Consider the following 18,890-nt stretch of genomic DNA (forward strand, 5'->3'; position numbering starts at 1 on the left):
ACTTCCTGTTGGGCTTTTCTATCCCTAACAAGAAGGATGAATTCGTCAACGAGATGATTAATCTTGTCCAGTGTCGTGTTATTAGCTGGAATTCGTTTTTCAATAAATCCAGTCGCTTCCATGATGTCCAAACGGCGGATTCCGTCAGCCATTTTAGCTTCATCGCTATCATGGTGCGCCTCGTCTATTTCAAGATACAACTTTAGCTGTGGAAAAAGCAGGTCTGCGAGATAAATTTTTCCAGAGTGCCCTTCCTTTCGAATACACTGCTGGCAAACGAACTCAAGGTCAGGGTCATTCAACCTGTGAAAAATGCGATTGATAATGTAGTGTTCCCAGCGCTTATGAGAGATTTTTGATAGTGCCCGAAGAATATAGTCATCTTTACTCATGTTAATACCATTTAAAAACAAATAAATAACCAGACAAAAGACTTAACTAAGACGCCTGTATTCGCAAGCGTAGTATCAAAATAGTAAATATATCATCACCATAATACTTAGCACTGTAAATAGCGACGGGATGCTCAATTCCATCGACTTTCATCATAAAAAAAATTATTCCATTTGATTTTTTTGCCATTAAATTCGATAACGACAAGTTCAGATAACAGCTTTTTATCTGAACTCTCTTCTATTCTTTCCCAAATTTTTGCTATGCCCGCTGCTGAGTTAAAATAATTAGAAAGCCTTCTCTCAGATGCCTTATACTCTCGACTTTTACGCTCCCGAATTTCACTATCATATTCATCTTCATACGCTTTTTTTGCTCGTTTGAAATCTGATTCAGCCTCTAACAATACATTCATCCGAAATATGAATGTGCCTTGTTCTGAAAGAAAAATATCTTTGGTATCTTCAATATTTGTAGACTTTGCAACCAATACTTCTACCGCCCTTCTAACATTATTTTTGCATGATGCAGAATGTTCTTGATTAGGACCTAAGCGTAAATATGGCGAAATCGTTCTACCTAAACGCACAAAAGAATCCACCCAAGTCACATTCGCATCGCAATACTCGCAAATAAGCCCATCTTTACTGTCTTTTGTAATCGCAGAAATAGAAACCAATTGATCATCGTTTTTAGATTGTCTAGCAAAAAACATTTTTAAACCTTTCGCCATACCATCTCCCCCAATCTGTTTATCGCTATAAGGTGAAAATAACCTTATCATCACACGTATACAGCAACAAAAATTAGATAAAAACAATGAATTAATTATCTATGTCACGATAAAATGGAGCTTATTATAAAATAATAAGTATTATTGTGTATGTCGAATAGTAAACACCCTACACTCATTAAATTTAAATTCTGTATAAATCGAAAATCCAGTTCCAATCACTAATAAATACCCATCACGGAATTAAAAGCTGATATTAAATTTTATTTACCAAAAAATGCGATTTCATCTTATTGTCCTTCTTGTCAATTTATGTAAATGTTAACAGTAAATTTAACTTAAGATAACGTTCTCAATGAAATTTAGCGACTCCCTAAATTCCGCACTTTAAACTCACGCTTAATCAGCGTCACAACGGATTTGTGGATGTATTAGCAAGGATGCCCTGAACCGATATTTCATCACTGGCACCGCCTTAATTCATTGGGTTAGATAACTACATGTATTGATTTATGAATTAGGCAAAAATATGCAGGAAAAAGCATTACCCTCCGCGCGTGGTCACGTTGGTGAGCAACACCGTTCATTAAAATGGAGTTTGCTAAGCTTATGTTTTATGTCAGCCCCCTTATTGGCTGACCCCGTCAACCAAGCACTCTCTATCGATGCCCGTGAACAGCAACGCCAGCAAGAACGTGAACGTATGCTACAACAGCAGAACAACCCCGTTGTGGATACACGTATTCAACAGCCTGATTTGTCACTGCCGGATTATCCGCAAAATGAGCAACCCTGCTTTACCATTTCCACTATTAGCCTTGATGGTGAATCCGCCGCCGATTTTCAATGGGCGTTAAAGGCCGTTAACGACGCCAAAGGCCAGTGCTTGGGTAGCCAAGGGATTTTGTTGGTCCTCAATAAAGTCCAAAATGCCATTTTAGAGAAAGGGTATGTGACTACCCGCGTGATGGCTCAGGAACAAGACTTGAATCAAGGTGAATTAGTCCTCACGCTCCAGCCGGGGCGCATTAACACCATTCGTTTTGATGAAGGCACCTCATGGCGTGGTCGCTTGTGGAATGCCGTTCCTGCTTCCTCGGGCGATATTTTGAATCTGCGTGATATTGAGCAAGGGCTGGAAAACTTTAAACGCGTACCGAATGTCACTGCCGATATTCGTATCGAACCCGGCCCGATTGATGGCACCAGTGACTTAGTGGTCAGTTGGCAAGAAAAACGCCCTGTGCGATTAAGCTTGGGTTTGGATGATAGTGGCTCAAAAAGTACGGGGCGCTATTTGGGCTCTGCGACGCTCGCCATTGATGCGCCGTTTGCCCAAAATGACATGTTTTACGCCAACATCAGCAAAGACTTGTTTGATAAAGGCCCTTTTGGTAACCGTTCTTATACCCTGAACTACTTTATTCCCGTTGGCAATTGGGGCTTTGCAGCCAATTACAATGAATATAATTATCACCAAAATATTCCCAATGCCAACGAAGTGCTGCGTTATAGCGGTAAGAGTGATACCGCACAATTTACCGTGTCACGGTTGCTGTTTCGCGATCAAACCCATAAAACCACGCTTAACTTACGTACCTACCGAAAAACGGCCAGTAACGCGGTCAATGACATTGATATTGAGCAGCAACGTCGCCGTACTGCTGGCTGGGAAGTCGGTATTAATCAGCGCAGCTTCTTAGGCAATGCCACACTCGATGCCAATGTCAACTGGCGTCGCGGTACAGGTGCGTATGGAGCTCGCCGTGCGCCAGAAGAAGATACCCACAGCGGCAGTGCCCGCGTGGGGATTTTGCTCGGAGACATCAGTTTCAATCAACCCTTCACGTTGGGTGAACAACCTTGGCGTTTGAATACCACTTTACGCAGTCAATGGACTCAGCACGCCCTAACACCGCAAGAGCGCATGTCTATTGGTGGACGTTATACCGTCCGTGGTTTTGACGGTGAGCAAGTGCTGTCAGGAGAAAAAGGCCTGTTATGGCGCAACGAACTGGCGTGGAATGCCTTTTCTCAAGGGCAAGAGCTGTATTTAGCCGCTGACTACGGGCGTGTTGAAGGCCAGAGCACTAAATACCTTGTGGGGCATCAACTCGCGGGTACCGCATTAGGGCTGCGCGGCTCAATTTCATCACGTTTAAGCTACGACCTGTTTGTCGGCGTGCCGTTATATAAGCCGAAAAAATTCGATACATCAGGGGCGACAGCAGGCTTTAGCCTCAACCTTGAAATTTAATCGCATTTTATTGATTTGATAATCGATAGACATTTTCAGTTTTACCCGTGTCTGCACTGTTTTTTTTGAAGGAACTCCATTATGAACAAGCATTGTTATCGTTTAATTTTCAGCCGCACTCACGGGGAATTACGTGTTGTATCCGAGCTAGCTAAAAGCTGTAGTACCGAATCAGGCCAAACGCGCGGTTCAAATGGCGGCCGCCTGTGGGTCACTCTGCGCCGCACCTCGCTGCTGCTGTGGTTAGCCTTGTGGGGTGGCTCAGCCATGGCGAGCAGCATTATTGCCGATAACAATGCCCCTAAAAACCAGCGTCCTGATGTGATCAACACGCAAAATGGCATTCCACAAGTCAATATTGCGGCACCGAATGGTTCGGGCATATCCCATAACCAATATAAACAATTTGATGTCGATAACCGTGGCGCCATTCTCAATAACTCGGCGGTGATGACTTCAACGCAAACCGCGGGGATGATCCAAGGCAACCCGAACCTTGACCTAAACAAAGCCCCTGCGCGTGTTATTCTGAATGAAGTCAACAGTAATAACCCTAGCCAAATTAAAGGCTTCCTCGAAGTGGCTGGCGGTAAAGCACAAGTGATTGTCGCCAACCCATCGGGAATTATTTGTAATGGCTGCGGCACCATCAACGCTGGGCGCATGACCCTCACCACAGGTAAACCACAATTTAATCAAGATGGTAGCCTCGCGGGGTATCAAGTCGAGCGTGGTGTTATTCGTGTTGAAGGCGGTGGCTTGAATGCCGATAGCCGCCACGATACCCAATATGTGGATTTGCTCGCCCGCGCCGTTGAAATCAACTCCGGCGTGTGGGCGAAAGAAAAAATCGCGGTTGTCGCGGGTAAAAATAAGGTTGATACGCAAAATAACCCCACCCCGATAGAGAGCCAAACCCCACAACCTGAGTTTGCTATCGACATGGGGCAAATGGGCGGCATGTACAGCGGTTATATCCACATGGTAGGCACCGAAAAAGGCGTGGGCGTGCGTAACCAAGGCGGGCACATCCAAGCGGATAAAACCTTAACAGTCAGCAGCAACGGTAAGCTGATTTGGGGCAGTGCATCGCAGCAAGCCACCACCCAAGCCGGCAGTGATATTACCCTGACCGCTAAAGACGCCATCGACCACCAAGGTAAATTGCACAGCGGCGGCACCTTAAACATTGAAAGCCAAACAGGCTCAGTGAGCAATACCGGCACACTAGCTGCGCTAAAAGATGTCAATATCAATGCGAAAGGCGATATCCGCAGCCAAGGCAACGTGCTCGCAGGCAGTGATAACAAAAGCAATATTATTAAAGATGCTAATATCACCTTAAACAGCGACGGTAAAATTAATACCCGAGGTACACTTTTAAGTAAACAAAACGTCACAGTAGTAGGCCAGTCACTGGATTTAAGCCAAACACAAGTCGCCGCCTCGACGTTGGCACTCACCGCCAAACAAGGGGATATCGCCCTCACCCAAGGCAAAATTGACGCCAACAACGTCAAACTCAACAGCGCACGCGATATTCATACCGAGCAAGTGCAAGTCAAAGCCGCGCAATGGAACGTCAGCGCTAACAACTTGTTTAACCAGAAAGGCACATGGGTACAAACAGGGCAAAATGAGAGCCAATTTGCGCTTTCTGGGCAACTGAATAACCAAGGCGGCGCGATTGAAGCCAATCGCCTCAAGTTCAATGCCGACTCATTGAACAACCAAGCGGGCCGGCTGGTTGCGTTAGGCAATACCAAACAAGATTGGCTGGTGAAAAATAGCGTTAGAAACCAGCAAGGTGAAATCGGGGCGAATGGCGATTTAAGCCTAACAGCGAATGCGATTGATAACCAATCGGGCACCATTAAAAGCCAAACCACACTGGTATTGAATGCCAAAGAGCAGATTGATAATCGCGCGGGTAACCTTGTCGCAGGGAATGCCGTCAACCTGCAAGCAGGCAAATCGCTGAATAACGCATCCGGTACTATCAACAGCCAAAAAGTGACTATCACCACGGACAATCTCAATAATGCACTGGGTAAACTGATTAGCCAGACGACCCTCGATATTGTCGCTCGCCAACAGATGAATAACGCCAACGGATTTATTGGCTCAGGTGATAAATTAACCTTAACCGCTCAAGATGTGGTTAACAACCAACAAGGCACGCTGCAAAGTGACACTCAGCTCACGGTAGATGCACAACGTATTGATAACCAAAGCGGAAAAATACTGTCTGGGGAGCAACTTACTCTTAATGCAACGACTGGCCTTGATAACCAAAGCGGAACACTTTACAGCAAAGATATTACGCTGAATGCAAACAAGATTAACAACCAGCAAGGGCAAGTCGTTGGTGAAAATAGCGTTGATATCACTGCAAAAAATGCGTTAGACAACACCAAAGGTAAAGTGATTGCCAATGAGACATTAACCGCGTCTATCGGTCAGCAACTCGCCAACCAAGTAGGTTTACTGCAAGGGGGTAAGCAGGTTGCCATCACTACCAAAGCACTGGATAACCGAGATGGTCAAGTACTATCAGGCAAAGCCTTGGATATCACAACCACCGCGCAAATTGACAATGTAAAAGGCGAAATCAGCAGCCAAAACGTCAATATCCACACCGCTCACTTGGATAACCAAACGGGTAAAGTGATTGCGACCCAAAATCTCGACCTTATCAGTCAGAGCGATGTGAATAATCAGTCTGGCTTATTAGAAGCAGGCAATCAATTAACCCTCGATACCCAAGGGGATATCAACAACCAAAAAGGCACGCTGCAAGCAGGAAAACAGACGAACCTCAACGCAGAGAATATTGATAACACCCAAGGCCAGTTATTGTCGGGTAGCCAGCTCATCGTAAACACGCAAAATGACCTCAATAACCGCCAAGGCAAAGTCAGCGCTGGCAAAACATTGCAGTGGCAAGGTAATCACTTCAATAATACCGCGGGCTTGCTACAAAGTGGTGGCACATTAACGTTAACCGGTAACCAACTGAGTAATCAGCAAAAAGGCCAAATTCTCAGCCAAGATGCACTATCGTTCACCCTCAGTGGCGATTTTAATAACCAAGCGGGTATTTTGACCAGCCAAGGTGATACCGCAATTAGCGCTAATCTTGTCAATAACGCGCAAGGGGCACTCAATGCCCTTGGGCGCTTAGATATTCAAGTGGCACAGCTGATTGATAACCGCGATGGGCGACTCTTCAGCCAGCAAGCGCAAACACTCAACGCACACAATATTCTCAACCAACAGGGTTGGATGGGCAGCTTAGATTCATGGCAGGCTACGACTCAGTCATTGAATAACCAAAACGGTGAAATCCAAAGCCAGAAAAATGTTGAACTCACGGCAAACGCCCTGGAAAACCAGCAAGGCACATTGCAAGCGGGTGGCTCTGCATCACTCTTGGTTGTCAACGAAATCAATAATACCCAAGGCAAAATCAGTGCCAGTCAAAACCTCACCGCCACAGGGCAGTCCGTCAGAAACCTGCAGGGACAATTACTCTCTGGTGGCACATTGCAGCTCAGCGCGTCGAGTGTCGATAACTCGCAAGGCGGCTTACTGTATAGCCAAAAACAACTGTTGTTATCCATTGAAAATGCGCTGAATAATCGTCACGGCAAGCTGCAAAGTGGTGAAAACCTCACGTTAACCAGCCAAGCGTTAGACAATACATCTGGCAGAATAGAAAGCCAGCAAACCCTGAATATCACCAGTACCACGCTGATTGATAACACATCAGGGTCAATCCTCAGTAATCAAAACCAACAACTGGAAACAAAAACCTTTAAAAACCAGCAAGGGACGGTGAGTAGCCTCGGAAAGCTTGCGTTGAATACAACAGAGCTTGATAACACCCAAGGTACCCTCATTAGCCAACTCGCGGGCACCTACAACATCGCGCAGCTCAATAACACACAAGGGAAAATTCACAGCGGTGATACCTTGACGTTAACGGCTGCCGATATCCAAAACCAACAAGGGCAACTGGTTTCCACCAACGCACTGAAACTGATTGCGCTCACCTTGGATAATCGACACAACGGTATTCTCAGCAGTCAAGGTAGCCTCAGCCTGTTACTCAATGCCTTAGATAACCGTGAAAATGGACTGGTTCACGGCAGTAAAGAAACCACGCTGACCGTTAAAAATATCGAAAATACCCAAGGCCGGCTGCAAAGTAATGAAAACTTGACGTTTTCAGGGGTGAACACTCTCAATAACCAATCAGGTCAGGTGTTAGCCAATGGGGATATTGCGCTGAATACCGATGCCGCTTCCACCTCGGCTCAGCTTGCCCTCTCAAACCAACAAGGTACCCTGCAAAGTGGTTCGTCACTTGCCATCAGTACCCAGTCCATAAATAATCAGGGCGGGACAATCAAAAGTCAGAAAACGCTTTCGCTGACCGCGGCGCAGGACTACACGCACCGCGCAGGTGATACCCTCACTAGCAACCAATCGGTCACACTGAATATCACGGGTACTTTGACTAACCTCACTGACTGGTTATTACCGGGTGACTTTACCCTGTCGAGCCTAAACTTCACAAACCAAGGCTCATTGGTCAGTAAAAACCTCGCTATCACAACAGGTAAACTAAATAACCTGAATCGGTTAGAAGCCGATAAGATGGCGCTCGACGTCGACGCTTTAAACAATAGCGCGACATTGATGGGGGATGAGATCCGCGTTAAAGCTAAGACCCTTGATAATCAGGGGAAAAAGGCCGTCATTGCCGCAGCAAAACACATTGACCTACAAACAGAAAAAACACTCATCAACCGCGACCAAGCGCTGATTTACAGTGGCGATACCCTCACACTCACCAGTGATGACTTAATTGAAAATAACGCCAGTTTTATTGAAGCGGAAGGTGACGTTTCCATTACCGCGCGTCAACTGAATAACTTACGTGAAGGGTTAGATATTCAGCGCGAGGCCGAGGTCGAAAATTATAAAAAGCAACTGTATAACTTTTACTGGCGTTCATTTGAAACTCAGGCCCATAAAAACCCAACTGCGATGGCACCGACCACGCAGCAATTGACCTTTCAAAACGATCAGGCCGCATTGGATAACAAGTATGGCACAATCTTAGACATTGATGCCAAAAATAAACGCGCACAAATGAAGGTGAAACAGCAGGATGGTCAAGTCACCACCCTGTGGGTCAACTATTTGGCGCTCACTCCCAATAGCGATGGCAGTTATGCCATGACTTTCTATGAGTCACGTGGCGTACCGGGGCGTATTCAAAACCCGCCAACCCCTTACCATGGTGCGGTATGGCGTAAGCATAACCAATATCGCTATGAAGTGTGGGATCCAAATCAACACATTGATATGGCAACTGCAACCGGTATTGATGATTTTAGTTGGATACGCGAACGTTCAGTCACAGGCTCTGTCACCCGTGACAAATTGATCTCCGAAGGAATTGGCGCGCGCATTTTGTCGGGCGGCAATATGACGCTCAATATCACGGATTTAATCAAAAATGATGCCAGCACCATTACCTCAACAGGTGACTTAGATATTAAAGGTCAAGGGCACATTGAGAATACTGGCTATTCCGTGAATGAGCGCCGTAAAGAATTTTATTCCGACCATTATGATGTCAGTAAAAGCCACTGGTATCCACAGTCCAGTAGTGACAAAACCACGGCACTCACCACCATCGATGGCATTATTTCGGGTAATGGCAATGTCACCATCACCAGTGCCAATATCACCAATACCACCGTCAATGCCGCGCAAATCACCACGCTAGAAGCGGCGATGAATGCCGCCAAAGCGGAACGTGCTGAATGGGAACGTAATCCACTGGCATTTGATATTGATGGCGTGAATAAACAAGACCTCAATACCACCATCAATGAGCAGGGAAAATCAGAGCTCAATCAAGCTGAGGGCACTTCGCCAATCGACCGCCCTCTGCTCCCTGCCGAATTGGCGTTAACCGAAAAACAGCACATCGGCGATGTGGCAACCTCTATCCCAGATAATGGCTTATTCCGTCCGAACTTAACCCCAGACAGCCCATTCTTAGTGGTCACCGACCCGCGCTTTACCGACAGAAATAAGTTTATCAGCAGCGACTACCTACTTGAGCGGGTTGGCTACTCCCCTGCCGATGTGCATAAGCGTTTAGGGGATGGTTTCTATGAACAACGTCTCGTCCGCGAGCAGGTGCTGAAACTTACTGGTCGCCCTTCTCTGCGTGAAGAAGATGCCATGGCACAGTATCAATACCTGATGAATAATGGTGTTAAAGTCGCGGAAGAGTTCAACTTGCGTCCCGGTGTTGCTTTGACCCCGGCACAAATCGCTGCCCTGCAACAGGACATCGTATGGCTAGTCAGCGAGACCATCAACACCCCACAAGGCCCACAAACGGTCTGGGTTCCGAAAGTCTATTTAGCTAACACGACACTTAGCCTGACACAGCAAGGGGCGATGATCAGCGGTAAGACACTGAACTTATCCGCTGACAGCATCGATAATGCAGGGAACTTATTAGCAGAAAAAGGCCTTGAGGTCGATGCGAAACAATTTATGCACCGTGATGGGGATATCAAAGCGGATACTATCAATATCCAAGCCGATAGCCTCACGTTAAGCACCAACTTACAAGATGCACTGCGTCAAGCGACAATGAGCGCCACCGATATCACCTTAAGTGGGCATGACGTTCAACTGCAAGGCGCGAAACTGGATGCAACAGGCGATATCAAGCTCAATGCACGTGACAATTTATCCATTACCGCAGTGAAAAGCACCCATACTGGCAGTATTGATGTGATTGCGGGGGCAATGGGTGAACGCGGTAATGAAGGCATGGATGCGACTGGTAGCCTCGCGCATATCAGCGGCGAATGGCAACTCGCACAAAGCAGTGAACTCAGCGCTGGTGGCAATCTCAGCCTCAATGCCGGAAAAGATGTCACCGTCAAAGGCAGCCAAGCGCAAGCTGGCGGCACATTAGATGTCAACGCGGGTAGCGATATCAATATCCTATCGGATAAAACCACCAATAAAAGCCAACTCGATGCACAAGGCAACGGTTCTTCCGTCAGCAACACCCGTGAAGAAGACCGTTTGGTGCTCAGTACGCTCAGTGGCGACAAAGGCGTTTCATTGAACGCAGGTAACAACTTGGTGGCAGAAGGCGCCCAAGTCGATAGCCAAGCAGGTAAAATCAGCGTCTCAGCGAAAGATGTGACTATCACGGCAGCAACTCAAGACACCCACGCGCTAGACCAAGAGCAAACGCGCAATGGCAGCAGCAAAGGCTCCCGAGTCGATGAAACCTCATCCCATGAGGTGGTCGGCAGCACCTTCAGCGGGCAAAACGGCATCGAAATCACGGCGCGAGATAAAGACATCACCGTCACGGGTAGCACCATCCACAGTGAAAAAGGCGAAATCACCCTTGATGCAAAACAGAATGTGACACTCAATACCGCCACGGAAGAAAATAAAAAATATGTTGAAGAGCAGCGTAGCAGTAAAGGCTTCTTAAGCGCCAGCAGTGAGCACACCATCCAAAACGATGAAACCACGCGAGAAAAAGGCAGCTTGCTCAGTGGCGAAAAAGTCACCATTACCGCAGGGAACGACCTGACCGTTAAAGGCTCTTCCGTGGTTGCAGAGAATGATGTCAGCTTAACCGCTGGCAACAATGTGGATATCACCGCTGCGACCGAAACCGACTCACATTATCTGCTCGAAGAGAAGAAAAAAAGCGGCCTAATGAGTAGCGGTGGCATTGGCTTTAGTGTCGGTAAACAATCCTCCCGCCATGAAGTAGATGAAAAAGGCACCACTCAAAGCCAAAGTGTCAGCACCATTGGCAGCACACAAGGCAATGTCAACATCACCGCCGGCAACAAACTGCATGTGGGAGGAGCTGACCTGATTGCCCAAAAAGACTTAAACCTCACGGGCGACAGCGTCCAAATCGACCCGGGCTATGATGAACGGACTCGCACTGAGACATTTGAAACCAAGCAAAGTGGGTTTGGTATTTCTCTCTCTGGCAGTGCAGGCAGCGCCCTCAATACCGCCGTCAGCACTGCACAGCAAGCTCGCAAAGAAAGTGACGGTCGTTTAAGTGCCCTGCAAAACACCAAAGCGGTATTATCGGGTGTTCAAGCCCAGCAAGCCGTTGAATTAGATGGCCTTAAAACTGAGGCCGCCAATAACTACAATGCGGCAAACAACCTCAAGCCAGGTGATAAAGGCTACCAAAAAGGCGCGACCAATACGGTTGGCGTCAGCGTGTCTTACGGCAGCCAATCGTCGAAAAGCGAAACGCATACCGATAGTCGCCAGTCGCAAGGCAGCACCTTAAACGCAGGCCAAAACCTGTCGATTACCGCAACAGGTAAAAACAAAGATACCAACCCCGACAGCGGTAATATCACGGTCGTCGGCAGTGAGCTCAAAGCAGGCAAAGACTTATCACTGTCTGCCACGCAAGATATCAACCTCGTTTCTGCCCAAAATACCGAGCAGACAAACAGCAAAAATAGCAGCAAAGGTAGCAGTGTCGGGGTTGGTGTGGGCGTTGGTGAAGGTGGCTATGGAGTCAATATCTCAGCCTCCGTCAACCAAGGCAAAGGCCATGAAAAAGGCAATGGCCTCACCCACACGGAAACCACATTGGATGCAGGCAACAAACTCACCTTAAACAGTGGACAAGATACCACCCTCAAAGGGGCGCAAGTCAGTGGTGAGCAAGTCACTGTCAATGTCGGTCGTGACCTCACCCTGCAAAGTGAGCAAGACAGCGACCGCTATGATGCGAAACAGCAAGAGGTCAGCATCGGTGGCGGTTACACGATAGGTGGCACGCCAAACATCAATATCAGTGCCAGCAAAGATAAGATACACAGTAACTACGACAGTGTGAAAGAACAAACCGGTATCTTTGCAGGCAAAGGCGGCTTTGATGTCAACGTCAAAGAGCACACTCAGCTTGATGGCGCGGTGATTGCCTCAACAGCGGATAAAGACAAAAATCGCCTTGATACCGGTACGTTGGGCTGGAAAGATATCGACAACAAAGCCGACTTTACCGCCGAGCACACGGGCGGTTCGATTGGCACCGGTGGCCCAATTGGCAGCCAGCTGGTAACCAATGCCGCGGGCGGGTTACTCTCTAACGCCAATAACAGCGGGCACGCCGAAGGCACCACGCAATCGGCAGTCAGTGACGGCACTGTCATTGTGCGCAATGAAGACAAGCAAAAACAGGATGTTAATGAGCTCAATCGCGATACCGAGCACGCCAATGACGGCAGCATCAACCCGATATTCGATAAAGAGAAAGAACAAAGCCGCTTAAAACAATCCCAGTTGATTGGCGAAATCGGCAATCAGACCATGGATATCATCCGCACCGAAGGCGATATTGCGGGTCTGAAAGCGCAGAAAGACCCCGATGCGCTAGCCATCGCCAAAAAACAACTGGAATTAGAGGGGAAAACACTCACTGATGACGCGATTAAACAGCAAGCTTACAACAACGCCATGGCACAGTACGGCACGGGCAGCGACTTCCAAAAAGCCGCCCAAGCCGTCACTGGCTTGCTACAAGGGCTTGCGGGTGATAATTTAGCAGGTGCATTGGCAAATGCCTCTTCCCCTTACTTAGCAACGTTGATAAAACAGCAGGTTGGCGAAGATAATAAAGCCGCGAATGCCATGGCACATGCTGTGTTAGGCGCCGTCGTCGCTGAGCTAAATAACCAATCCGCCGCTGCGGGTGGATTAGGTGCTGGTGGCGGTGAGTTGTCGGCTCATGTTATCTTGAACACCCTCTTCCCGGGCAAAGAGATTTGGGAACTGAGTGAAAGTGAGAAACAGCAAGTCAGCGCACTAAGCCAACTGGCTTCAGGCCTTGCTGGTGGACTGACTACCGGTGATGTGGCTGGGGCAATTACCGGCTCGCAAGCTGGGAAGAATGCGGTTGAGAATAACTCAATGGCACTTGGTGGAAACCTTGGGTTCTTATTTGCTGATATCCCAGATTGTGATGCGAGCTGTAAAGCAGACATAACTAAAGGCATTAATAATGGTAATTTAGTTGTGTCTGGAGCATCGATGGGCGTCGTTGCAGCTGGCTACTCATTAGTTATAGCACCAGAAATGATAGCAACTGTTCGAACTGCTTTAACAGGCTGTAAAGCAGCACCTGTAATATGCTTAAATGAAGTGGGTATATTTACAGCAGAGGTAGTAACACCGGGAGGAACTGGTGCCGGCGGTGCATTGATTATTGGTAAAACAGCACAAGAAGTCTCGACAGTTAAACAAGTAATACAGTCAGAAGCCAAGGCTGGTAAGATTAACTTGAATCAGTTGACGAGTGCGGAGTCAACAGTAATAAACTCAGGTAAAGATATCCTTAAATTACCTAATGGAAAACAAGGGACAGTCATACAGAATGCATTAGAACCTCATGAATACCAGCAAGCATTAGATATTGTTAAATATAAGGGCGGTAATTTTAAAGGAGTTGAAAAAGAAAATTTCCAAGGAATAGATGGATGGCTAGATGGTGTTCCGGTCCAATTAAAATTAGTAGAAGGGCAGAGCATCAACGCTGTTAGGCGCAATATTGTGAGTGGTGCCAAAGATATGCAAAAAGCTGGCTATCAAGGGGATCTATATGTGGATGCATCTAAAACAGGTGTAAGCATGAAAGAAATGATTGACCACTTTAAATCTGGCTCTCCAGTTAGCAATATCACAAAAGAAGGCACGGTAAATAATATTTACATTAAAACCCAAGATGGCTGGCTTAATGTTACAAGTGGCTCAATTAGTACCAATGGAGGAAAATAATGTCTAACGAAATTTTATTTCCAATTAAAAAGCTTCCTCAATTTGAAGATATCCTCAATAGTATCGTCGATGGGTTTAATGACTTTTCTTTGTCTACAAAACAATTAACTATAGGTATATCAGCTAAAAAAGGACTGAATTTACTTGATAAGTTTATCTATATACACGACCACCAATATGATTATTTTTGTTGGATAAGTTTTAACTTTATTGAAGAAAATCTACGTGATATAGATGATATAGAGTACCCATACATGGTAAGTGTCTCCACAAGAGGTGAGAGCAACTTAAAGTTTTCAGTTTTAATTTTGTATATAATATCTAGCTCATTGAATTCAAGAGTAATTTATGATGATGCTTATTTAATCCAAGCTAAAGAGCCTTATCCATCTTCTGAATTAAAACTATTTGTTGAGCGTTACATTCAAGATCTTTACTCTATTAATTAATGAGACGATCCCAGTTATTTGCTGGGATCGTCCTTAAATATCTTACTCGTTCTCAACCTGCTGGATAATCAACTGTCCGGTTTGGCGAGTGAGGGGGTAGTGACTCCCCACCTCAAATCCCATCTCTTTCAGCCACTTACCGCTTAAGGTGAGTTGTGGGCTGGAGTTACCTCGATTGGGGGCGTAACCCACTGTATATTGTCTGGTTTTGCCCCCCTTCTTCTTTAGCTGTCTAACTTTTTGCCTTACAACTGCGCACTAATGCCAATCGTCGAAAAGCAAAAGGCGGCTTTGATGTCAACGTCAAAGAGCACAATCAGCTTGATGGTGCGGTGATTGCCTCAACGGCGGATAAAGACAAAAATCGCCTCGATACCGGTACGTTGGGCTGGAAAGATATCGACAACAAAGCCGATTTTTCCGCCGAGCACACGGGCGGTTCGATTGGCACCGGTGGCCCAATTGGAGGTCAACTTCTCACCAATACCGCAGGAGGATTATTATCCAATGCCAATAACAGCGGCCATGCGGAAGGCACCACACAATCAGCGGTCAGCGAAGGCTCCGTGATTGTTCGCGATGAAGACAAGCAAAAACAGGATGTTAATGAGCTCAATCGCGATACCGAGCACGCCAATGACGGCAGCATCAATCCGATATTCGATAAAGAGAAAGAACAAAACCGCTTAAAACAGTCCCAGTTGATTGGCGAAATCGGCAATCAGACCATGGATATCATTCGTACCGAAGGCGATATTGCAGGTCTGAAAGCGCAGAAAGACCCCGATGCGCTAGCGGTCGCCAATCACCCCAGCTGATATTTTTTAAAATTCTCGGCTTGTTCCAGCACACTTTTATATACCTCGTCATTGGCCACTGGTGGGAAGCCATATCGGTGCAATAATAAAATCAGGTCAACTTTCAGCTTCGCTTTAATATCGTCCCGGTTGCTCCAATCAGGGTATTGCGTGCTGTCATCGACAATCAGCTTCATATCTTTAGCAAGCACCAACATTTTGGCGTCATCGTAGGTGAAATCGTATTTCTGGCACATATGCTGCAAAATATCGAGGAAGGCTTTCTCCTCCATATCAATACCAATATCTTTAAATGACATCATTTCTGTTTTGATGTTGTAAATCATATCTGCCATTTGCTGTGTGAAATCATCGAACTCTTCACCATTGAGCACATCGTTCTCTTTGCGTTGATTATACTGCTCAACTAATGCTTGAAAACGCTTGGAAAAGTTGATCCCTTGGAGTTGGTTGACCTTTTGAAAATCACTAATGGCTTTTTGTAGCATCTTTTGTAGCAGCTGCATTTTTGTGTTTGGCAGCTTGATTTTATTGATGCGCGCCATGTATTCATCATCAAAAATATCAATGGTCTCCGCTTTGTCATCACCCAACGTGAAAATCTCTTCCACACCTTCGGATTTAAGGGCCTCGGCTATCATCTCTCGCACTTTTTGGTTCATTTGCGCTGTATCCGGTGCGTCCCCTTTCGTTAATTTGTAAACGATGGAGCGTACCGCGAGATAAAAATGAATGTGTTCCCGTTCATCTTGAGTAATATCTTCACTGCCCACACAGACATCATAAGCGGCTTTCAACCGCTTCACTAACCCCATAAAACGCAGTTCAACTTTCTTGGTTTGCAGGATAAATTCAGCCGCTCGATTAAGGCAGTCTAGCTGTCGTGTTGGCGAACCTGAAAAGTAATCATCGCTATCAAATTTATGGAATACTTGCGCCAATAAGTTCAAGTGATTACGCACTTCAACGATAGATTGCTGAATATCTTCGAAATTAGACTTATCCGCTTTCGAATACATGGCCAACGCCATATTCATGCGACTTTTAATACCAATATAATCAACCACTAACCCCTTTTTTTTCTCTTCAAAACGGCGATTCACGCGGGAAATGGTTTGAATAAGATTATGCTTTTGTAATGGCTTATCGATGTAAATAGTATCCAGCTCTGGCACGTCAAAACCGGTCAGCCACATATCAACCACAATGGCTATTTTGAAGTTGGATTTCGGGTTCTTAAATTGTTTATCTAACTCTCTGCGGTAATCTTTCGTTCCCAGCAAATTGTACATGGCCTCATGGTCATCTCTTCCACGAGTCATCACCATATTGACCATTGGTAAAGGCATCAATTCGCTTTTCTCTTGCTCAGTGAGTTCAGCACCCTCTATTGCCAGTTTCGCCTCAAACCACTCTGGCCGTTGTAACTTCAGGCTCTGATAAAATGCATAGGCAATATCACGGCTAGCGCAAACCACCATCGCTTTGCCTTTGATGGTCGAGCCTTCTTCAACACGTTTTTCATAATGTTGCGCAAAATCCTTCGCTAGCGCATCAATACGGTCAGGATCCCCTAAAATGGAGTTCATGTTCGCTGTGGCTTTTTTGCTTTCTTCTATCTGATATTCGCTGGTGCCTTGCGCTTCACACTCTTGGTAATAGCGTTCGATTTCTTCTAATTTGCTGTTATCAAGGGCGATTTTAGCTGCACGTCCTTCGTACACAATGCGCACGGTAATTTCATCATTCACCGATTCGGTCATGGTGTAGCTATCGATAGTTTCACCAAATACATCTAAGGTGGCGTCGATAGGCGTTCCCGTAAAACCAACGTAAGTGGCATTCGGCAGTGAATCATGCAGATATTTAGCAAAACCATAGGTCTTTTTAACCGTGCCGTCTTCTTGGTTAATACTGATTTTTTGGTCGAGGTTAATTTGGCTGCGGTGAGCTTCATCAGAGATACAGATAATATTACTGCGCTCAGAAAGCAGTTGAATATCTTCTGTGAATTTATGAATGGTGGTGAGGAATACCCCGCCACTGGCACGCCCTGCTAACTTGTCGCGTAGATCTTGTCGGCTGGTGACCGGTACAATAATTTCATCGCCAATAAAGGCTTTTGCATTGCAAAATTGTTTTGCCAGTTGTTCATCAAGATCGGTGCGGTCGGTGATTAAAATAATGGTTGGGCTAGCGAAATCGACGCTTTTCATTAATAAACGCGCTAAAAATTGCATGGTGTAGCTTTTACCACAGCCAGTCGCACCAAAGTAGGTGCCCCCTTTACCGCTACCCCCGATGTTTTCACCGCCCGAGTTTATCTGCTTACGCTCTTTTTCGATGTTGTAAAACAGCTTACGAGCCGCATAATACTGCGGATAACGGCAACAAACCTTAACTGGGGTCTTGCTGGTATCAGGAAAGAAAATAAAATTTTTCAATACATCCAATAAACGAACGGGATGAAATAGCCCTTCGATCAGGGTATATAGGCCATTGATACCTTGTTTTTCCGTTGATTCGTTACCGCTGATTTTGCGCCATGCGTAGTAGAATTCATAAGGGGCAAATAGGTTACCCATTTTGTTATTCACGCCATCACTAAGAATACACAAGGCGTTATAAACAAACAGCTTAGGAATATCGCGGCTATAACGAACGCAAAGCTGTGTCCATGCGTCAAATAGGGTAGCTTCTTCACCTCGCACCGCTGATTTAAATTCGAAGACCACCAGCGGTAAACCATTAACGTATAAAATTGCATCAGGGATACGCAGTTGGACTCCCCCATCACGGGCTTGCCCTTCTATTTCGAGCTGGTTAACTAACCGATAGCGGTTATTATCTGCCTCCGATACGATATCTTCCCCGGCAAATAATTTAACCAATTGAGCAGGCAATGTTTGGGTATCGATCAGTTCGATATACAGGTCTTTTTGCTTGCGGTCTTCGCGTTTGAGTAAAAAACCATTACTGAGCCAATGGCAAAAAGTTTTATTACTTTGGTAGAGGTCGCTGGCTGGCAAAGATTGTAATTGCAGAACAATCGTGGTGATTTCACTTTCAGTGATGCCATCAGCTTGATATTGGTTAGCAAGGTACTGACGTAAGTCGTCCACTATCAACACTTCGCTATTGTCTTTGCGTGGAATTGTGTTGCCGACATAATGCGGATAGCAGGTTTTTCCTGCATTGTTTGCATGTTGTCCTAGCAGTTCAATAATTGCCTGTTCCAATTTGGCTTCGGTGAAGATATGGCTCATGTCAGTGGCTTCTTGTCTGTTTTATAAATTGTTTTTTATCGTGTTTTTTAATTAAGCTAGTTTAATTGATTAGATAACAAAAACCGCTGC

Annotated in this window: 6 protein-coding genes and 2 pseudogenes; 4 read left to right on the forward strand and 4 right to left on the reverse strand. The window is 45.9% G+C overall.

Annotated features, from left to right (window positions below):
- Both PR800_RS16400 and PR800_RS16405 read right to left on the reverse strand, forming a co-directional pair.
- Positions 1 to 392: AbaSI family restriction endonuclease (locus PR800_RS16400; protein ID WP_369128067.1), on the reverse strand; the 392-nt coding region annotated here is incomplete at its 3' end.
- A 134-nt stretch (positions 393 to 526) separates the two neighbouring features.
- Positions 527 to 1,126 (reverse strand): hypothetical protein, encoded by a 600-nt coding sequence (locus tag PR800_RS16405; RefSeq protein ID WP_102137485.1) that lies wholly within the window; start codon positions 1,124 to 1,126, stop codon positions 527 to 529.
- Between the two features lie 616 nt (positions 1,127 to 1,742).
- Between PR800_RS16405 and PR800_RS16410 the strand changes: the two genes are divergently transcribed.
- The 3 genes from PR800_RS16410 to PR800_RS16420 all read left to right on the forward strand — a co-directional run bounded on the left by PR800_RS16410 (position 1,743) and on the right by PR800_RS16420 (position 14,716).
- Entirely contained in the window at positions 1,743 to 3,383 is a 1,641-nt protein-coding gene (locus PR800_RS16410) for a ShlB/FhaC/HecB family hemolysin secretion/activation protein (protein WP_272531163.1), read from the forward strand.
- A gap of 81 nt (positions 3,384 to 3,464) precedes the next feature.
- Positions 3,465 to 14,267, forward strand: a complete 10,803-nt coding sequence (locus PR800_RS16415) for a hemagglutinin repeat-containing protein (RefSeq protein WP_272531148.1) — start codon at positions 3,465 to 3,467, stop codon at positions 14,265 to 14,267.
- A complete protein-coding gene (locus tag PR800_RS16420; protein WP_102137482.1) occupies positions 14,267 to 14,716 on the forward strand; it encodes a hypothetical protein in 450 nt (149 codons plus the stop codon). Before PR800_RS16415 ends, PR800_RS16420 begins: the two co-directional genes overlap by 1 nt.
- A gap of 42 nt (positions 14,717 to 14,758) precedes the next feature.
- Here PR800_RS16420 and PR800_RS16425 read toward each other — a convergent pair.
- A pseudogene (locus tag PR800_RS16425) lies at positions 14,759 to 14,911 on the reverse strand (SymE family type I addiction module toxin); the annotation flags it as partial.
- Positions 14,912 to 14,997: 86 nt separating this feature from the next.
- Between PR800_RS16425 and PR800_RS16430 the strand changes: the two are divergent.
- Positions 14,998 to 15,510 (forward strand): annotated as a pseudogene (locus PR800_RS16430) (hemagglutinin repeat-containing protein); the annotation flags it as partial.
- An 11-nt stretch (positions 15,511 to 15,521) separates the two neighbouring features.
- On the opposite strand, the gene PR800_RS16435 reads toward PR800_RS16430, so the two are convergent.
- A complete protein-coding gene (locus PR800_RS16435; protein ID WP_272531151.1) occupies positions 15,522 to 18,800 on the reverse strand; it encodes a type I restriction endonuclease subunit R in 3,279 nt (1,092 codons plus the stop codon).
- Between the last annotated feature and the right edge of the window lie 90 nt (positions 18,801 to 18,890).

This window comes from Providencia sp. PROV205 (genome assembly GCF_028479505.1).
Lineage (GTDB): Bacteria > Pseudomonadota > Gammaproteobacteria > Enterobacterales > Enterobacteriaceae > Providencia > Providencia huaxiensis.